We start from the raw sequence: 17072 nt of genomic DNA on the forward strand, positions 1-17072 counted from the left end.
GAACGGTGCTTGCCGAAATGCGGTTGGACGCAGTGCATGCGCCGCCCATAAGCTTGTTTTCAACGATACAGTCACGGAGACAAGCACATGAGCGGACCGCTTACGGGCATTCGCGTCATCGAGATCGGCACGCTGATTGCCGCACCGTTTGCCGCGCGCATGCTGGCCGAGTTCGGCGCGGAAGTCATCAAAATCGAGGCGCCCAATGGCGGGGATCCGCTTCGCAAATGGCGAAAACTTCACGAGGGCACGTCGCTCTGGTGGTATCTCCAGTCGCGCAACAAGAAGTCCGTTTGCGTGAATCTCAAGTCGCCCGACGGGGCGGACGTCATCAAGCGTCTGGCCGCCGATGCGGACATCGTCATCGAAAACATGCGGCCGGGCGCGCTCGAAAAACTCGGGCTCGGCTGGGACGTTTTGCATGCAATAAACCCGAAACTCACGATGGTTCGCATCTCCGGCTATGGACAGACCGGTCCATACCGCGATCGTCCGGGCTTCGGCGCGATCGGCGAGGCGATGGGTGGCATTCGGTATACAACCGGCGACGCGGACGGCACGCCGGCGCGCGTCGGCATCAGTCTCGGCGATTCGCTCGCGTCGCTTCATGGCGTGATCGGCGCGTTGATGTCGCTGCTGCGCGTCAAGACGGGGCAGGGCGACGGGCAGGTCGTCGATGTATCGCTCGTCGAAAGCGTGTTCAACCTGATGGAAAGCCTGGTTCCCGAGTACGACTTGCTCGGGCACGTCCGCGAGCGAAGCGGCGGTGCCTTGCCGGGTATCGCGCCGTCGAACACGTACCGCACGGAAGACGGCGGCTTCGTGGTGATCGCGGGCAACAGCGATCCCATCTACAAGCGCCTGATGAATGTCATCGGCCGCCCGGATCTCGCCGACGATCCCGCGCTCGCTCATAACGATGGCCGCGTGCGCCAAAGCGCGATGCTCGATGAAGCGATCGGCGCGTGGACATCGCATCACGCGATGCATGACGTGCTGGCCGCCCTCGAAGACGCGGACGTGCCGTCCGGCCGCATCTATTCGGTCGCTGACATCATCGGCGACGCGCATTATCAGGCGCGCGACATGCTGTTGCAGGCGAGCTTGCCGGGCGGCGTATCGGTCAAGATGCCGGGCATTGTGCCGAAGCTCTCCGACTCTCCGGGCGAAGTGCGCTGGCAGGGACCGGCTCTCGGCGAGCACACGCAAAGCGTGCTCGCTTCCCTCGGCTTCGACGAAAGCGACGTGCAACGGCTGCGCGCCGAAGGAGCCGTCCAATGACGCGCGACTACAGCGAACGGTTGATCGTGCAGGAAGTCGCGCCACGCGACGGCTTGCAAATCGAAGCGAAATGGGTCGAGACCGCAGACAAGATCGCGCTGATCGACGGGCTGTCGGCGTGCGGCTTCACCCGCATCGAAGCGGGCTCGTTCGTCTCTCCCAAGGCGATTCCCGCACTGCGCGACGGCGATGCGGTCTTCCACGGCATCCGGCGCGCACCGGGCGTGGTGTACGTCGCACTCGTGCCGAACGTGAAGGGCGCACAGCGCGCGGTCGCGGCAGGAGCCGATGAGCTGAACCTCGTGATGTCGGCAAGCCAGACGCACAATCGCGCCAACATGCGCATGAGTTGCGAAGCATCGCTCGACGGCTTTGCGGAGATAGTTCGGATAACGAATATAAGTTTGAATGGCACGGTAGCCACGGCGTTCGGCTGTCCTTTCGAAGGCCGCATTGATGAAAATCGCGTCGTGTCCATTGTCCGCAGCTATCGCGAGATGGGCATGGAAGGGATCACGCTTGCGGATACGACGGGAATGGCGAATCCCCGTCAGGTCGAGCGCGTCGTATCGCGCGTGCTCGAACATGTTCCGGCTGCTGCGTTGACGCTGCATTTCCATAACACGCGCGGTCTGGGCCTCGCCAACGTGCTGGCCGCATACGACGCCGGCGCGCGACGCTTCGATGCCGCATTAGGCGGGCTGGGCGGTTGCCCGTTCGCGCCCGGTGCATCCGGCAACATCTGCACCGAAGACCTCGTGAACATGTGCGACGAGATGGGCATTCCGACGGGCATCGATCTGGAGAGACTTATCGCGCTGTCCCGGACGCTGCCTGCGCTCGTCGGCCATGAGGTGCCGGGGCAACTGGCGAAAGCCGGGCGCAATAGCAACCTGCATCCGGTGCCCGACTACGTCCGAACCATCTGAAGCAGCCGGTCCGATAACAACGTCGATCACGGACGGACAAACAAGGAGACAATCATGAGCGATCTAAGCGTATCCGCCGCGGACAAGCCGCAGGCCTGGCAGAACACCAGCGACATCGTTCGCAAAGTGGCATGGCGGCTCATGCCGCTCATCATGCTGTGTTATCTCTTCGCCTTCTTCGACCGCATCAACATCAGCTTCGCGAAGTTCCAGCTGCAAAGCACGCTCGGCTTTTCCGATACCGCCTACGGTCTCGGTGCAAGCCTCTTCGTGATCGGTTACGTCATATTCGAGGTGCCAAGCAATTTGCTGCTGTACAAGGTCGGTGCGCGGCGCTGGATCGCGCGCATCATGATCTCGTGGGGAATCGCGACCGCGCTCATGGTCTTCGTGCAGACTGAATGGCAGTTCTATGCGCTGCGCTTCGTCATCGGCGCAATGGAAGCCGGCTTCGCGCCCGGCGTGCTGTACTACCTGACCTTGTGGTTTCCGGCGAGCTATCGCGGGCGTATCACGTCCTTGCTGTTTCTCGCATCGGCATTCTCGGGGCTCGTCGGCGCGCCGTTGTCGGGCCTCGTACTCGGGCATATGAACGGCGTGCTCGGCATCGCGGGATGGCATTGGCTGTTCCTGCTCGGCGGCTTGCCTTGCGTGCTGCTGGGCGTGCTCGTGCTCAAGGTGTTGAAGGACCGCATCGACGATGCCGCATGGCTCACCGGCGCGGAAAAGAGCACGCTCAAGAGCCAGATCGCGACGCAAAGTCAGGCGACCTCGACGGGTCATTCGCTCTTCGGCGCAATCCGGACACCGGGCTTTCTGATGCTCGGCCTCATCTACTTTCTGATCCAGATCGCGTCATACGGCCTCAACTTCTGGGCGCCGCATCTGATCCGCGCGGCGGGTACGCACAATCCGACGATCATCGGCTTGTTGACGGCGGTTCCGTACATTTGCGGAGCGGTGTGCATGGTCGTCGTTGGGCGCATGTCCGACACTTCCGGCGAACGCCGCAAGTTCGTGTGCGCGCTGCTACTGATGGCGGCGGCGGGTTTCTTCGCGGCAGGCGCTTTCGACAAGCAGACGACGTTTTTGATCGTCGCGCTCGGCGTGATGGGCGCGGGCGTCATTGCTTCGATCCCCGCCTTCTGGGCATTGCCGCCGAAGCTGCTGACGGGCGCCGGCGCGGCGGGCGGCATCGCGCTGATCAACACGCTCGGGCAGTTGGGCGGAATCGTGAGCCCGGTGATGGTCGGGCGTATCCGCGATGTCACCGGCAGCACGACGCCCGCGCTGTATGCAATTGGCGCGATGAGCGTCGTTTGTGCGCTGTTGTTGCTGTTCGGCTTGCCGCAGGCGTTGCGGCAGCGAGACCCTGCCGCAAGTCCGCGTTGAGGCCTGATCGGTAGGACGAGCGCCCGGCGAGCATCGCTGCCGCCGGGCGTTTTGCATCTTGCATGCTGCATGCAAGATGCACCGTGCAAGATGCAATCAGCATGCGGTCAACACAGTGTCAGCCGGCAAGCAAGCTCCGGCAATGACGCGCAATCTGCGTTTCCTCATCGGTAGGCACGGCGCGATGCGGCGCGTTCAGGAACGCCAGTCCTTCGAGTATCTGCGCGCGAATGGCCTCGCTGTGCTCGCCGATGCCGCCGGTGAATACGATCAGGTCGAGCCCGCCGAGCACGGCCGCATAGGCGCCGATGGTCTTTCGGATCGCGTCACAGAACACGTCGATAGCGAGCGTCGCGTCTGCATCGCCCTGATCGCGGCGGGCGAGCAGGGTCTGCATGTCGTCGTCGGAATTCGACAGCGCCTTGAGGCCGCTCGAACGATTGACGAGCGCTTCCAGCGCGTCCGCGTCGAGCGATTCGTTGCGCAGCAGATGAATGATCACGCCCGGGTCGAGATCGCCGCTCCGCGTCGCCATCGGGATGCCGCCTGTCGGTGTCATGCCCATCGACGTATCGACGGAATGGCCGTCTTTCACCGCGCAGAGACTCGCGCCGGACCCGAGATGAGCGATCACGACGCGCGAGGGCACTGCGTCTCCCAGCGTGCTCACGATGTACTCATAGGACAGGCCGTGAAAGCCATAACGCACGACGCCGCGTTGCGCATAGTCACGCGGTAACGCAAAGCGCGTCGCGCGGTCCGGCATCGTGCGATGGAACACCGTATCGAAGCATGCGAAATGCGGGATGCCGGAGAAGATGCGTTGCGCTTCGTCGATCAACGCGAGCGACTGCGGCAGATGCAGCGGCGCAAATGCAACCGCTTCGCTGAGGCGTTTCTTCACCTCCGGCGTGAGTTCGCAATGCGCGCGCACACGCGGGCCGCCATGCACGACGCGATGCCCCACCGCCGCAAGCGGCTCGTCCAGGTGCTCGCGAAGGGCATCGGCGACGCGCTGCAATGCGTCGTGCTGCGACTCCATCAGGTGATCCTGCGAGATATCGATGCTGCCATCCGCCGAGTGCATGGAAAGCGATCCATTCTCGCGCCCGATGCCTTTCGCGCTGCCGGTGAGCCACGCATGTTCGTCGCGCGCATGTTCGTCGTCATGGCGCGGCACGAACACGCCGAACTTCAGCGACGACGAGCCGCTATTCAACACCACGATGCCTTGTGTCATCGCATCAACCCTTCCACGTCCATTCGCGGATCTCGTCCCGATCAATGCCTTCCTCATGCGCATATCGAATGCTCTCGATGATCTGATTCTTGAGCATTTCCTTGGTATGCGCCGCCGTGCTCGAAAGACCCGGCACGCGGTCGATCACGTCGATAGCGAGGCTGTACCGATCGACGCCGTTGATGATGGCGAGTTCGAACGGCGTATTGATGTTGCCGCGTTCGCGGTACCCATGCACGTGCATGTTGTCGTGATTCGTGCGGTTGTACGTGAGCTTGTGCACAAGCGACGCATACGAATGGAAGTTGAAAATCACGGGCTTGTCGCGCGTGAAAAGCGAATCGAAATCGCGATTGGACAAGCCGTGCGGATGATCGGTGTCGGGCATGAGCCTGAACAGATCCACCACATTGACGAAGCGGATCTTCAGGTCAGGGCATTGCGTCTTGAGAATCTCGACGGCGGCAAGGGCTTCCATTGTCGCGATGTCGCCCGCGGATGCAATGACCACATCCGGCTCGTGGTTCTGATCGGTCGAAGCCCAGTCCCATATGCCAATGCCTTTCGCGCAATGCACCATCGCGTCCTGCATGTTCAGGTACTGCAAGTGCGGCTGCTTGTCCGCGACAATCACGTTCACATAGTCGTGCGAGCGCAGGCAATGGTCCGCCACGCTCAGGAGGCAGTTCGCATCCGGCGGCAGATAAATACGCACGACCTCCGGGCTCTTGTTGGTGACGACATCGAGAAAGCCGGGGTCTTGATGCGTGAAGCCGTTATGGTCCTGACGCCAGACAAGCGACGTGATGAGCAAATTGATGGACGGCACAGGCGCGCGCCACGACAGTTCGTTCTTCGCTTTCTCCAGCCATTTCGCATGCTGGTTGAACATCGAATCGATCACATGCACGAACGCTTCGTACGTCGCGAAGAGGCCGTGACGGCCCGTCAATACGTAGCCTTCGAACCAGCCTTCGAGCGTGTGCTCGGAAAGCATCTCCATCACGCGGCCATCTGTTGCGAGCGCGCTGCCGTCGGCGTCTTCGGGTTTGATCTGCGCGAGCCAGCGTTTGCCCGATGCTTCATACACGCCGTCGAGCTTGTTGCTTGCCGTTTCATCCGGGCCGAAGAGACGGAAGGTCTGCATGTTGCGACGGATAACATCGCGCAGGAAGGTAGCGAGGACCATCGTCGGCGAATGATAGACGCTCGCCGCGCTCTTGAATTCGAAGGCGTAATCGCGGATATCCGGCATATCGAGCGCTTGCCGCAGCAAGCCGCCGTTTGCGTGCGGATTAGCGCTGATACGCCGGCCGCCCACGGGCGCGAGTTCACGCAGGCTTTCGACAAGGCGTCCATCTTCATCGAAGAGTTCTTCCGGCTTGTAGCTTCGCATCCAGTCTTCGAGCACCGCAAGACTCTTGTAGTTCGTCGCCGGATCGAGCACGGGCACCTGATGCGAACGCCAGAAGTCTTCGACCTTGTGACCATTGACTTCCTTCGGACCTGTCCAGCCTTTCGGCGAGCGCAGCACGATCATCGGCCAGCGGGGACGCGTCACATCGGCAGGGTTTTCGCGAGCGCGCTGCTGTATCGCGCGAATGTCGCCGATGCAGCGTTCCAGCGTCGCGGCCATCAACTGATGCATTGCCTCGGGCTCATCGCCCTCGACGAAATACGGCGCGTAGCCATAGCCCTTGAACAATGCTTCGAGTTCGTCGTGCGGAATACGCGCGAGGATGGTCGGATTGGCGATTTTGTAGCCGTTCAGATGGAGAATCGGCAGCACCGCACCGTCGGTCGCTGGATTGAGAAACTTGTTCGAATGCCACGAGGTCGCGAGCGGGCCGGTTTCCGCTTCGCCATCGCCCACCATCGTTGCAACGATCAAGTCGGGATTGTCGAAGGCCGCGCCGAAAGAATGGGACAGGCTGTAGCCGAGTTCGCCGCCTTCGTGAATGGAACCTGGCGTCTCCGGCGTGCAATGCGAGCCGATGCCGCCCGGCGACGAGAACGCGCGAAAGAGTCGCAACATACCGCGCTCGTCAGGGCTTCGGTCCGGATAGATCTCCGAGTAATGCCCTTCGAGATACGAATTCGAGAGCGTCGCGGGCGCGCCGTGGCCGGGTCCGGAGACGAACATGACGTTGAGATCGTCGCGCTTGATGAGGCGGTTCAGATGCACCCATACGAACGATTGGCCGGGGTCCGAGCCCCAATGGCCGAGCAGACGTCGCTTGATGTGTTCGGGCCTGAGCGGCTCGCGCAGCAACGGATTGGCGCGCAGGTAGATCATGCCGACCGAGAGGTAATTGCCGGCGCGCCAATAGGCGTCGATATTACGCAGCAGGTCGGGAGCGAGAGGGGTGTGCGTCGCGGTCTTGCCTTGGACGTCGTCGTTCAATTGCTTCTCCTTGCGGTGAAAGTTCGGGTCGAGCGTCGGCTTGCGGCTTGATGCGAGTGATTCGGCTGTGTCGGAGTCCTGTGATGAAACGCAGTGGATTTCAGGGGCGTATCGAGAGCGCGCTCCCGAGATGTGAGAGGAATGTAGAAGCGTCGCGCAACATCATACTTGTGTTCTCGCGACGAAGTTTTGACAGAACGCAGACGCGGCTCATTACATGGCGGACTGCGCCAGATCGTAATCCATCAGCAAGGCTTTATTGTCTTCCCACACGCCGATGTAATGCACCATGAAACTGTCGGGACGGCGGTAGATCCACGGCGTATTCCACTCGATGAACGACGCGATGCGCGTCGCGTCGAAGTCCGCATGCCGTTTGTATTCGCGGATGAAGAAGTACTGATCGCCCTTATTCGCATAGACGCTCGATTTGTCGTCAAGTTGCGAGCATGCATGCAGGATGTGATGCAACGCGTCGTAGTTGGCTTGCGTTCGACGAAAGCCCATGATGCCCGAGTTAAAGGTCCAGGTGCCGACGTCCCGGGCAAATACGGCGTCCTGTCCCTGCATGATGGATTCGAGGGTGCGGTTGATGTCGTTGAACAGCACGTCGGCATCGACCCAGAAGACCCATTCGTGATGCGGCAGGTATTCGCGCAAGAGAGCCGGCTTGAGCCAGTTGCCGGCTGTCTTGCCGTCGTTCAGATGCGCGGGAATCTCGCGGTGAACATACAGCGTATAGCCATGACGCGCGCAATAGCGCCTGAAATTTGCCTCAGCAATGCGTCCGTAGCGAGCGACATTCGGCGTATAGAGGGTGACCACGGCAATCGGCTGGCCGGGCTGATAAACGCTTTGTGCGCGAGTTTCGTCCGTTTCTCCGCCCAAGAAGGACAGGAACGGCAGGCCTCGCGCCATGCATGCGTTGATATGCGCGAACAGCGCCGTGCGAAACCGCCGATGCTGCGGCTCTTCGCGGATGCATACCGAGAAAGCGGGCCATGTCGCCCACACGCTTTGGAGCGACGCCGCAGCGGGCAAGACCACATGGACTCCACCGATCATGCTCTGGCCGTGCACTGACTCGAAATCTTTCAGCAGCATGCCTTCTTCCGGGGGAAGCTCGACGCTGAACCGGCATTGCGTCATGAGCTTATAGAGCTTGCGGCGAACGTCTTCGGTGTTGCGCCATACCTGAATATCGGTCTGCGGATGCGGCGAGTCCTTGCAGGTGAGGAGCCAGTCGCGGCCTTCGAGCAACTCAGACAACGGCATCGCGCCGATGATCGCGGCGTTCTGCGTCAACATCGCGATGACGGCGCCGGGTTCGGCTTTGTTCAGCCATTGCAGCAGCGTTTCGTACTTGAACGTCCATAGCACATGCGCGCTGCTGCCGGACAGCTCCGAGATGTCGATCTCGACGTGCCGGTAACCGTGAGTGCGTGCATACCGGCGATGATTGGCGAGCGCGCCGGGCGCGTGATCGGAAAGCAGGCTGATGACGATCATGAATGGAACATGCAAATAGAGAGGAAGCGGCGGGAGCCCCGCCAGGACGGCCGTAGGATGGCTGCAATCAACGCCCGTTCGCATGGGATCTGTCCGAAAACGGCATGCAGAATGCAAGACGCGGTTTCGCAACCACCCCTAGAATGTCTCGATGACCGCCCACCCCACATCGCCCGACGACGCCCTCGCGGGCTTTCATCCCGCTGTCGTCAACTGGTTCCGCGCACACTTCGCAGCGCCCACCGCCGCGCAGGCGCGGGCGTGGCCGCTCATTCATGCGCGCCGTTCCACGCTCGTCGCGGCGCCCACCGGTTCGGGGAAGACGCTCACCGCCTTTCTCGCCGCACTTGATGAGCTCGTGCGCGACGGCATCTCGGGCGGCGGCGTGTTGCCCGACGAGACGCGCGTCGTCTACGTCTCGCCGCTAAAGGCTCTGTCAAACGACATTCGGGTGAACCTCGAAGAGCCGCTCGCCGGCATCGCGCGCGAGTTGCGGAAGATGGGCGCGGCCGCGCCGGAGATTCGCGCTGCCGTGCGCACCGGCGACACCACCCAGCAGGAGCGCAACGCGGTGAAGAAGCGCCCGCCGCATATCCTCGTGACGACGCCGGAATCGCTCTACGTGCTGCTTTCGTCCGACTCCGGCCGCGGCATGTTGTCGACCACGCGCACCGTGATTGTCGACGAAATACACGCGGTGGCGGGCGGCAAGCGCGGATCGCACCTGAGCCTGAGCCTGGAGCGGCTCGACGCGCTGTGCGAGGAGCGCGGCGCGGCGCCGCCCGTTCGCGTCGGGCTCTCGGCGACTCAGAAGCCCATCGGACTCGTCGCGAAGTTTCTTGCGGGGGAAGGCCGTTCCTGCGACATCGTCGACGTGGGGCACGCGCGCGCACGCGATCTCGCGCTCGAACTGCCGCCGATGCCGCTCGAAGCGATCATGTCCAACGACATGTGGGAGCGCGTCTACGACCGGCTCGCGGAATTGTCGGCGCAGCATCGCACGACGCTCGTCTTCGTGAACACGCGGCGCATGGCCGAGCGCGCGGCGCGGCATCTGACGGACCGCCTCGGCAAGGAGGCCGTCGCGGCGCATCATGGCAGCCTTGCGCGGGAGCATCGGCTCGACGCGGAACAGCGTCTGAAGCGCGGTGAATTGCGCGTGCTGATCGCCACCGCTTCGCTGGAACTGGGCATCGACATCGGCGATGTGGATCTTGTATGCCAGATCGGTTCGCCCGGCTCCATCGGCGCATTTCTGCAGCGCGTCGGGCGCTCGGGCCACCATGTCGGCGGCGTCCCGAAAGGCCGGCTTTTTCCGACTTCGCGGGACGACCTCATCGAATGCGCCGCGCTTGTCGACTGCGTGCGGCGCGGCGAGCTCGACGCCCTGACGATTCCGCGCGCGCCGCTCGACGTGCTCGCGCAGCAGATCACCGCCGAGGTCGCGTGCCGCGAGTGGGGCGAGGATGCGCTCTTCGAGCGTATTCGCCGCGCGTATCCGTACGCGACGCTGGACCGCTCGCGCTACGACGCCGTGCTGCGCACGCTCGCCGAAGGCTACACGGGGCGTCAGGGCGTGCGTGCCGCTTACGTGCACCGCGATGCGGTCAGCCGCACGCTGCGCGCCCGGCGCGGCGGCAAGCTCACCGCCGTGACGTCGGGCGGGGCGATTCCCGATAACGCGGATTTCGCCGTGTTGCTCGAGCCGCAAGGATTGCAGGTCGGCACGGTCAACGAGGACTTCGCCGTCGAAAGCCTTGCCGGCGACATCTTCCAGCTCGGGAATACCTCGTACCGCATCTTGCGGGTGGAAGGCGGGCGCGTGCGCGTCGAGAACGCGAACGGCCAGCCGCCGAACATTCCGTTCTGGCTCGGCGAAGCGCCGGGCCGCAGCGATGAGCTTTCGTTCGCGATCTCGCGCCTGCGCGCGGACGTCGATGCACGCCTCGCATCGGGCGAGATAGCGCCCGCTGTCTCTTGCACGCCGGATGCTGCATGCAAGATGCAAGATGCCGAAACGCGCGTCGATGCCACGGTCCACTGGCTCGCCGACGAAACAGGCATCGGCACGGAAGCGGCGCGGCAAATCGTCGAGTATCTGGCCCGCTCGCGCGCGGCGCTCTCGGTTCTGCCGACGCAGGACACGCTTGTCATGGAGCGGTTCTTCGACGAATCCGGTGGCACGCAACTCGTCATTCACGCGCCGTTCGGCAGCCGCGTGAATCGCGCGTGGGGACTCGCCCTGCGCAAGCGGTTCTGCCGCACGTTCAACTTCGAGCTTCAGGCGGCGGCGACCGAGGACGCGATCGTGCTGTCGCTGACCGGCAGCCATAGCTTCATGCTGGACGACGTGTGGCGCTATCTGAAATCGGCCACCGCCGAGCATGTGCTGATTCAGGCGCTGCTCGACGCGCCGCTCTTCGGCGTGCGCTGGCGGTGGAACGCGACCAACGCGCTCGCGCTGCCGCGTTACGCGGGCGGGCGCAAGGTCGCGCCGCAATTGCAGCGCATGAAAAGCGAGGACCTGCTCGCGGCCGTGTTTCCGGATCAGGTCGCGTGCGCGGAAAACGTCGTCGGCGAGCGCGACGTACCGGCGCATCCGCTCGTCCAGCAGACCATCGACGATTGTCTGCACGATGCAATGGACAGCGACGCGTGGCTCGCGCTCTTGCGGCGCATCGAGGCGGGCGATGTGCGGCTCGTCACGCGCGATTTGCCTGCGCCATCGCCGCTCGCCGCCGAGATTTTGTCGGCGCGGCCGTATGCCTTTCTCGACGACGCCCCGCTCGAAGAACGCCGCACGCAGGCGGTGCTCGCGCGTCGCTGGAACGATCCGCACTCGACGGACGATCTCGGCGCGCTCGATGCCGACGCCATCGCGAGCGTGCGGGCGGAAGCGTGGCCCACCGTGACGAGCGCCGACGAAATGCACGAGGCGTTGACGAGCCTCGCCGGGGTGACGGACGCCGAAGCCGCCGCGAGCGACGGCTGGCCTGCATGGCTCGACGCGCTGGCCTGCGCCGGCCGCGCGACGCGGCTGCAGATTGCCGAGCACGACGGCTTGTGGACGCCCGTCGAGCGCCTGTCGCTGCTGCGCGCCGTCTACGAACGCGCGCCGATGCACCCGCGCCTCACGCCGCCGCCCGGCTTCGACGCGGCCTGGAACGCCGACGATGCGCTCGTGGAAATCGTGCGCGCGCGGCTTTCCGGTTTCGGCCCGCTGACCTTGGCGGAGATCGCGCGGCCGCTGGCTCTGCCGGCGTCGTCGGTCGCGGTCGCGTTGACGCGCCTCGAATCGGAAGGCTATGTGATGCGCGGCCGTTTCACGCCGAGCGCATCGGGCGCATCTGGCGTCGATGAGCAATGGTGCGAACGCCATCTGCTGGCGCGCATTCATCGCTATACGGTGCGGCGGCTGCGTCGCGAGATCGAGCCGGTCGAGCGACAGGATTTCATGCGTTTCCTGTTCGAGTGGCAGCGCGTCGCGCCCGATGCGCGTGGCGAGGGTCGCGACGCGTTGCTCGCCGTGCTCGAACAGCTCGAAGGCTTCGAGGCGCCCGCCGTCGCGTGGGAGGACGAGATCCTGCCCGCGCGCATCGCTGATTATTCCGGCATCTGGCTCGACGAAATCTGTCGCGCCGGGAAGATCACGTGGTCGCGTCCGGCGGGACGGCTGCGCGCTGCGGGCGGTCCCGTGCGCGGCACGCCGATCGTGCTGCTGCCACGACGCGCTCTCGCGGCGTGGAATGCGCTGATGCGCCCTGACGAAGCGCCCGCGCTGTCGTCGCGTGCGGAGCGCGTCTTCGATGCACTGCGGGCGCACGGCGCGATGTTCTTCGACGAACTGCTCGCCGAAACGCGCATGCTGCGCACCGAACTGGAGGACGCGCTCGGCGAACTCGTCGCGCTCGGCCTCGTGAACGCCGACAGCTTCGCGGGTCTGCGCGCGCTGCTCACGCCCGCCGCCAAGCGCAACGCGTTATCGCGCCGCACGCGCAGGCCGGGCGGCGGGCTTTTCATCGGCGGAATGGACGATGCAGGCCGCTGGGCGCTGCTGCATCGCGGAAGCCCCGGCCATGACGGCGGCGATGCCGAGCACGTCGCACTCACCTTGCTTCGGCGCTACGGCGTCGTGTTCTGGCGGCTGCTCGAACGCGAGGCGCAATGGCTGCCGCCGTGGCGCGATCTGCTGCGCGTCTATCACCGGCTGGAGGCGCGCGGCGAGATACGCGGCGGCCGTTTCGTGGCGGGACTCGCGGGCGAGCAGTTCGCGCTGCCCGAGGCCGTACCGCTTTTGCGCGAGATGCGCAGGCGGCCGAAGGACGGCGCATTCGTCGCGTTGAGCGCGGTCGATCCGCTGAACCTCGCCGGAACGCTGCTTCCGGGCGACAAAGTGCCGGCGCTGGCGGGCAACCGCGTGGTCTATCTGGACGGCGTGCCGGTCGGCGCGGTGATCGCGGGCAAGACGCATGTTTTCGGCGACGCCGACGCGCCCATGCGCGAGCGCGTGCGTCTTGCCCTCGTCAAACGAAGCGCGCGGTCGTTGGGCACGTCTTCCGCGCGTCAGATGGCGGTTCCGGACTGAGCGCTCTGAATCACTTCGATACCAGCTTGTGAACGAACGGTCCCGGTTGCTGCACGGGCACGTCTTTCACGGGCACGCCGGGGTAATCGACTACGCGCTGCGGGTTTGCATGCAGAATGCGAAACGACGAACGCATGCGCTCGCGCGAGCCACCGGCGATGCTGGCCATCGCTTGCCGGTCGAGCTCGACGCTGTCGGCGAGGTCCCTGATCTTGATGACAGCCATGACTGCTTCTCCTTGGTGAGTGCCGCGTCTCATTGAGTATAGAAAGCAACCGGGCGCGTGGTTGCGTCTAACAAAAACCAACAGGCGGCGAAAGGCCGAAGCCTTTCGCCGCCGACGCTCTGAGGGCGCTTGTCGTTAGCGATGCATGTGGCGCATTAAAACACTGCGGACTTCAGATTCGCGAACTGCTTCGGATCCACGTTGATGGACGGCGCGCCGAAGTTCGCTCCGATTACGCCGACGTCATTGAGCGTGTTGACCTGCACGTTCTGCAACTGCGAGATGTTCTGCAGGATGCCGACGTTCACATTGACGTTCGCATACGGACCGTAGGATAGCCCGCCGGAAACGGCGGACATTGCGCGGCAGTCCAGTTGCTTGTTGTGGGACAAGTCCCGTACGACGATGGACGACATGATGGTGCTCCTCGCGAAGAGATCCGTAGGTCAGGCGCGCAGCATGCCCAGACCGCCGCCGATGTTGATGTTGCTCGAGTTACTGGCGGTCTGGACCGGCTTGATCTTGGCATCGATGTCGCTTGCGAACGCGACGTTCACGCCGTTCTGGCTGGACGTGTTCTGCTCTTGCTGCACCATTTGCTGCGTGTTGAACGAGAGCGACGTCTTCGAGAAGTCGAAGCTCGGCACGAAGTAGCCCATGCCGCCTCGCACGGCGGACATCGCGCGGCGATCGAGTTGTTCGGCGATGGGCAGGTCTTTGATGGTCAGCGTCTTCATAGCGGTTCTCCTTGGGTGCGCATGGCGCGTTCGGTTGCGGATTCGAGCAACATGTCTGCTCGGGCCAGTTCAACGCATAGGGTGTGCCAAGCGCGGCGCATCGCGGCAGCATACGCCGGAAGTGCCTTGTTTCATGGGCTTTTGCGAGAATCGCGCGTCGACGAGCCGGGCATGAGACGGAGACCCGATCGCTCGTCGATGCCGCGCCGAACCCAACAGCCGAACCGATTGTGTCGGTCTGCGAAAGACATGTGCGCGATGCCGCGCAGCCGATAAAACGCCATTTGCTTAAGCCGGATACGAAGGCTAGTATCGAACGATCCACCGGCGTTTGTTACGACAAGTGCATGGCCGGCCGACCACGTTCATCCGGAGCCGCAACGCGTCGCACAGATGACTAGCTTTCAAGAATCGCTTCGCGCATACCGGGGCGACGGCGGGTCGCGCGACGCGTTCTTTGCGGGGGTCGACGGCGCACTGGCCGCCGAGCGCAGCCCGCCCGCGCGGCTCATGCAGATCCTCGACGAAGCCGACGCGGCCAATCCCTTGCCGCCGGATATCTATGCCGCCATCCGCCGCCGCATCGAACACACGGCGCGCACGCGCTTCGAAGGCGAACCCGGCACCGCGTTCGAGCCCGGCTGTGACGAAACGCGGATGCGCGCGGCGCCGGATTTTCCGCCTCCATTGCCGCCGCGCGTGACCAACTCGCCGGGCGCAGGCAGCGACCCGAGCGGCGCGACATCGGGCCAGGCGACGCAAGTGCTCGCGGACACGGAACAAGTGAAGGGCGTCGGCGACACGCTCAATAATCGCTTCGTGCTCGAGGAGTGTCTCGGTATAGGCGGGATGGGCACCGTCTATAAGGCACTCGATTTGCGCAAGCTGGAGGCGTCGGACAGGCGGCCCTATGTCGCCATCAAGGTACTGAATCTGCAGTTTCGCGGCAACCCGAAATCGCTCATCGCGCTGCAACGCGAAGCCCGCAAGGCGCAGCAGCTCGCGCACCGCAATATCGTCACGGTGTACGACTTCGACCGCGACAACGCCATTGTCTATCTGACGATGGAGTATCTCTCCGGTCAGCCGCTGTCCAGGATGCTTCGGACGCCGAACTATAGGGGCATGCCGTTCTCACAGGTCTTTCCGCTCTTTAAGGGCATGGCGACCGCGCTCGCCTACGCGCACGAACGCGGTTTCGTGCATTGCGACTTCAAGCCCGCGAACGTGTTCGTGACCGACGCGTCGGAAGTGAAGGTCATCGACTTCGGCATCGCTCGGGCAATCCAGCGCCCGGAAGAGGAAAGCGAAGCCACCGTGTTCGATCCCGGCAGCCTCGGCGCGCTCACGCCCGCGTACGCGAGCCCGGAGATGCTCGAACATCGCGAGCCCGACCCGCGCGACGATATCTACGCGCTCGCCTGCATCACCTATGAGCTATTGACCGGCAAGCATCCGTTCGACCGCGTTCCGGCCACGCAGGCGAAGAGCGCTGGCATGAAGCCGCAGCGTCCCGAGCAACTCGGCAACAAGCAATGGAAGGCGCTCAAAGCGGCGCTTGCGTTCGAGCGCGAAGCGCGCACGCCGACTGTCGCGCAGTTTCTCGATGAGATCAGCGAGGAGCCGCCCGCCGCGTCCCGGTCACCGCAGGCGAGACCCCCGCACTTACCGAAAGCCGTTATCGGCGCGGTCGCGCTCGTGCTGATTGCGGGAGCGGCGTATTACGTCGTCGCGCATAAGAAGAGCGTCAATGCGCCGCCTGCCGTCGCGGTCGCTCCGCCGACGCCGATGCCCATGCCGACGCCCGAGAAGCCCGCGATCACGCCCGCTATCCCCGCCGCCACGACGCCGACGCTCACGATGGCCGCCGTGACGCCGGTCCTCGCGAGCGTGCCGTGCTCGGCGCTCGTTGCATCGGTCCACGACCAGACCGTCGACGTGCAAGGGTTCGTGTCGGAGAAATACGGGCTTACGCAGTTGAAGGGCGCGCTCGGGCGCGTGCCGGGCGTCAGGACGACGAACTTCGGCGTGCAGCCGGTCGCCGACGACAAGTGCGATCTGCTCAAGGTCCTCGGCCCCTACTGGACGACTAACCGGCAGTCGGGCCGGCCCGCATCCGTCCATACGCGGTCCGGCCAGACGCGGCTTACCGAAGGCGATCCGCTGATCGTCGAACTGATGACACCCGGCTTCGATTCGTACGTGAATGTGGATTACTTCATGCTCGACGGCAGCGTCGTGCATCTGCTGCCGAACGCGCATGCTCGCGACAACCAGGCGCCGGCCGGCTATGCCGCGACGCTGGGCAGCATGGGCGACTGGGTGGTCGGCAAGCCGTTCGGCGCCGAGATGATCGTGCTCACGGTCGCGCCCGCGCCGCTTTTCGACGCCCCGCGCCCCGACAGCGAGGCGAAGCCCGAGTATCTGCGCGCCGTCGACAAGCGGCTCGCCGCGCTCGCGGCCCGTTACGGTCGCGAGCGCGTGGTTGTCGATATCGTTCAGATCACGACACAGCCGAAAAAGTGAGCGTTAGCTTTGCGGCTTCTCGACCGCGGCCTTGAGTTCCTGCAACGCTTCCTCCATGCGCTTGCTCACGAGCGCGTAGGCTTCGGCCTGCGTCTGCTGCGTGGTTCGCGCGATGTCCTGCATGTCGGCGAGCGCGTTGGGGGGGGGGGGGGGGGGGGGGGGGGGGGGGGGGGGCGGGGGGGGGGGGGGCGGCGCCGGCGCCCGCGCGCGGGGGGCGCCCGCCCCCGCCCCCGCCCCGCCGGC

At 64.3% G+C, this 17072-nt stretch carries 11 protein-coding genes and 1 pseudogene; 5 read left to right on the plus strand and 7 right to left on the minus strand.

Features of this window, described 5'->3' with window-relative positions:
- Nucleotides 1-87: 87 nt before the first annotated feature.
- The 3 genes from NCR37_RS16065 to NCR37_RS16075 are packed head-to-tail and all read left to right on the plus strand — an operon-like array spanning nt 88 to nt 3602.
- Nucleotides 88-1281 (plus strand): CaiB/BaiF CoA transferase family protein, encoded by a 1194-nt coding sequence (locus tag NCR37_RS16065; protein WP_250473856.1) that lies wholly within the window; start codon nt 88-90, stop codon nt 1279-1281.
- Nucleotides 1278-2210 carry a hydroxymethylglutaryl-CoA lyase gene (locus NCR37_RS16070; protein ID WP_250473857.1) on the plus strand — a complete coding sequence of 311 codons (933 nt, stop codon included), beginning with the start codon at nt 1278-1280 and terminating at the stop codon, nt 2208-2210. The genes NCR37_RS16065 and NCR37_RS16070 overlap by 4 nt, the downstream gene beginning before the upstream one ends.
- 54 nt (nt 2211-2264) lie before the next feature.
- Nucleotides 2265-3602 (plus strand): MFS transporter, encoded by a 1338-nt coding sequence (locus tag NCR37_RS16075; RefSeq protein ID WP_250473858.1) that lies wholly within the window; start codon nt 2265-2267, stop codon nt 3600-3602.
- A gap of 118 nt (nt 3603-3720) precedes the next feature.
- Here NCR37_RS16075 and NCR37_RS16080 read toward each other — a convergent pair whose 3' ends face one another.
- From NCR37_RS16080 to NCR37_RS16090, 3 genes are all read right to left on the minus strand, one after another.
- Nucleotides 3721-4842 carry an acetate/propionate family kinase gene (locus tag NCR37_RS16080; protein ID WP_250473859.1) on the minus strand — a complete coding sequence of 374 codons (1122 nt, stop codon included), beginning with the start codon at nt 4840-4842 and terminating at the stop codon, nt 3721-3723.
- Between the two features lie 4 nt (nt 4843-4846).
- A complete protein-coding gene (locus tag NCR37_RS16085; protein ID WP_250473860.1) occupies nt 4847-7246 on the minus strand; it encodes a phosphoketolase family protein in 2400 nt (799 codons plus the stop codon).
- 213 nt (nt 7247-7459) lie between these two features.
- The gene (locus tag NCR37_RS16090) at nt 7460-8755 is read right to left on the minus strand and encodes a glycosyltransferase family protein (protein ID WP_250473861.1); all 1296 of its coding nucleotides are present in this window, start codon (nt 8753-8755) and stop codon (nt 7460-7462) included.
- 151 nt (nt 8756-8906) lie between these two features.
- On the opposite strand from NCR37_RS16090, the gene NCR37_RS16095 reads away from it, so the two are divergent.
- Nucleotides 8907-13340, plus strand: coding sequence for a DEAD/DEAH box helicase (locus NCR37_RS16095; protein ID WP_250473862.1), 4434 nt, complete (start codon nt 8907-8909; stop codon nt 13338-13340).
- 10 nt (nt 13341-13350) lie between these two features.
- Here the strand turns inward: NCR37_RS16095 and NCR37_RS16100 are convergent, their stop codons facing one another.
- From NCR37_RS16100 to NCR37_RS16110, 3 genes are all read right to left on the minus strand, one after another.
- On the minus strand, nt 13351-13566 hold the full coding sequence (locus NCR37_RS16100) for a hypothetical protein (RefSeq protein ID WP_248323227.1): 216 nt from the start codon (nt 13564-13566) through the stop codon (nt 13351-13353).
- Nucleotides 13567-13721: 155 nt separating this feature from the next.
- Nucleotides 13722-13982 (minus strand): hypothetical protein, encoded by a 261-nt coding sequence (locus NCR37_RS16105; protein ID WP_250473863.1) that lies wholly within the window; start codon nt 13980-13982, stop codon nt 13722-13724.
- A 30-nt stretch (nt 13983-14012) separates the two neighbouring features.
- The gene (locus NCR37_RS16110; protein ID WP_175941819.1) at nt 14013-14303 is read right to left on the minus strand and encodes a hypothetical protein; all 291 of its coding nucleotides are present in this window, start codon (nt 14301-14303) and stop codon (nt 14013-14015) included.
- A 393-nt stretch (nt 14304-14696) separates the two neighbouring features.
- Between NCR37_RS16110 and NCR37_RS16115 the strand changes: the two genes are divergently transcribed.
- Nucleotides 14697-16829, plus strand: a complete 2133-nt coding sequence (locus NCR37_RS16115) for a serine/threonine protein kinase (protein WP_250473864.1) — start codon at nt 14697-14699, stop codon at nt 16827-16829.
- Nucleotides 16830-16832: 3 nt separating this feature from the next.
- Here the strand turns inward: NCR37_RS16115 and NCR37_RS16120 are convergent.
- Nucleotides 16833-17072, minus strand: a pseudogene (locus tag NCR37_RS16120) (hypothetical protein); the annotation flags it as partial.

The sequence above is a fragment of the Caballeronia sp. GAFFF1 genome, from assembly GCF_023630705.1.
Classification (GTDB): domain Bacteria; phylum Pseudomonadota; class Gammaproteobacteria; order Burkholderiales; family Burkholderiaceae; genus Caballeronia.

Coding starts and splice junctions, on each gene's coding strand:
- NCR37_RS16065 (WP_250473856.1), top strand. CDS start 88: ATGAGCGGACCGCTTACGGGCATTCGCGTCATCGAGATCGGCACGCTG.
- NCR37_RS16070 (WP_250473857.1), top strand. CDS start 1,278: ATGACGCGCGACTACAGCGAACGGTTGATCGTGCAGGAAGTCGCGCCA.
- NCR37_RS16075 (WP_250473858.1), top strand. CDS start 2,265: ATGAGCGATCTAAGCGTATCCGCCGCGGACAAGCCGCAGGCCTGGCAG.
- NCR37_RS16080 (WP_250473859.1), bottom strand. CDS start 4,842: ATGACACAAGGCATCGTGGTGTTGAATAGCGGCTCGTCGTCGCTGAAG.
- NCR37_RS16090 (WP_250473861.1), bottom strand. CDS start 8,755: ATGATCGTCATCAGCCTGCTTTCCGATCACGCGCCCGGCGCGCTCGCC.
- NCR37_RS16095 (WP_250473862.1), top strand. CDS start 8,907: ATGACCGCCCACCCCACATCGCCCGACGACGCCCTCGCGGGCTTTCAT.
- NCR37_RS16100 (WP_248323227.1), bottom strand. CDS start 13,566: ATGGCTGTCATCAAGATCAGGGACCTCGCCGACAGCGTCGAGCTCGAC.
- NCR37_RS16105 (WP_250473863.1), bottom strand. CDS start 13,982: ATGTCGTCCATCGTCGTACGGGACTTGTCCCACAACAAGCAACTGGAC.
- NCR37_RS16110 (WP_175941819.1), bottom strand. CDS start 14,303: ATGAAGACGCTGACCATCAAAGACCTGCCCATCGCCGAACAACTCGAT.
- NCR37_RS16115 (WP_250473864.1), top strand. CDS start 14,697: ATGACTAGCTTTCAAGAATCGCTTCGCGCATACCGGGGCGACGGCGGG.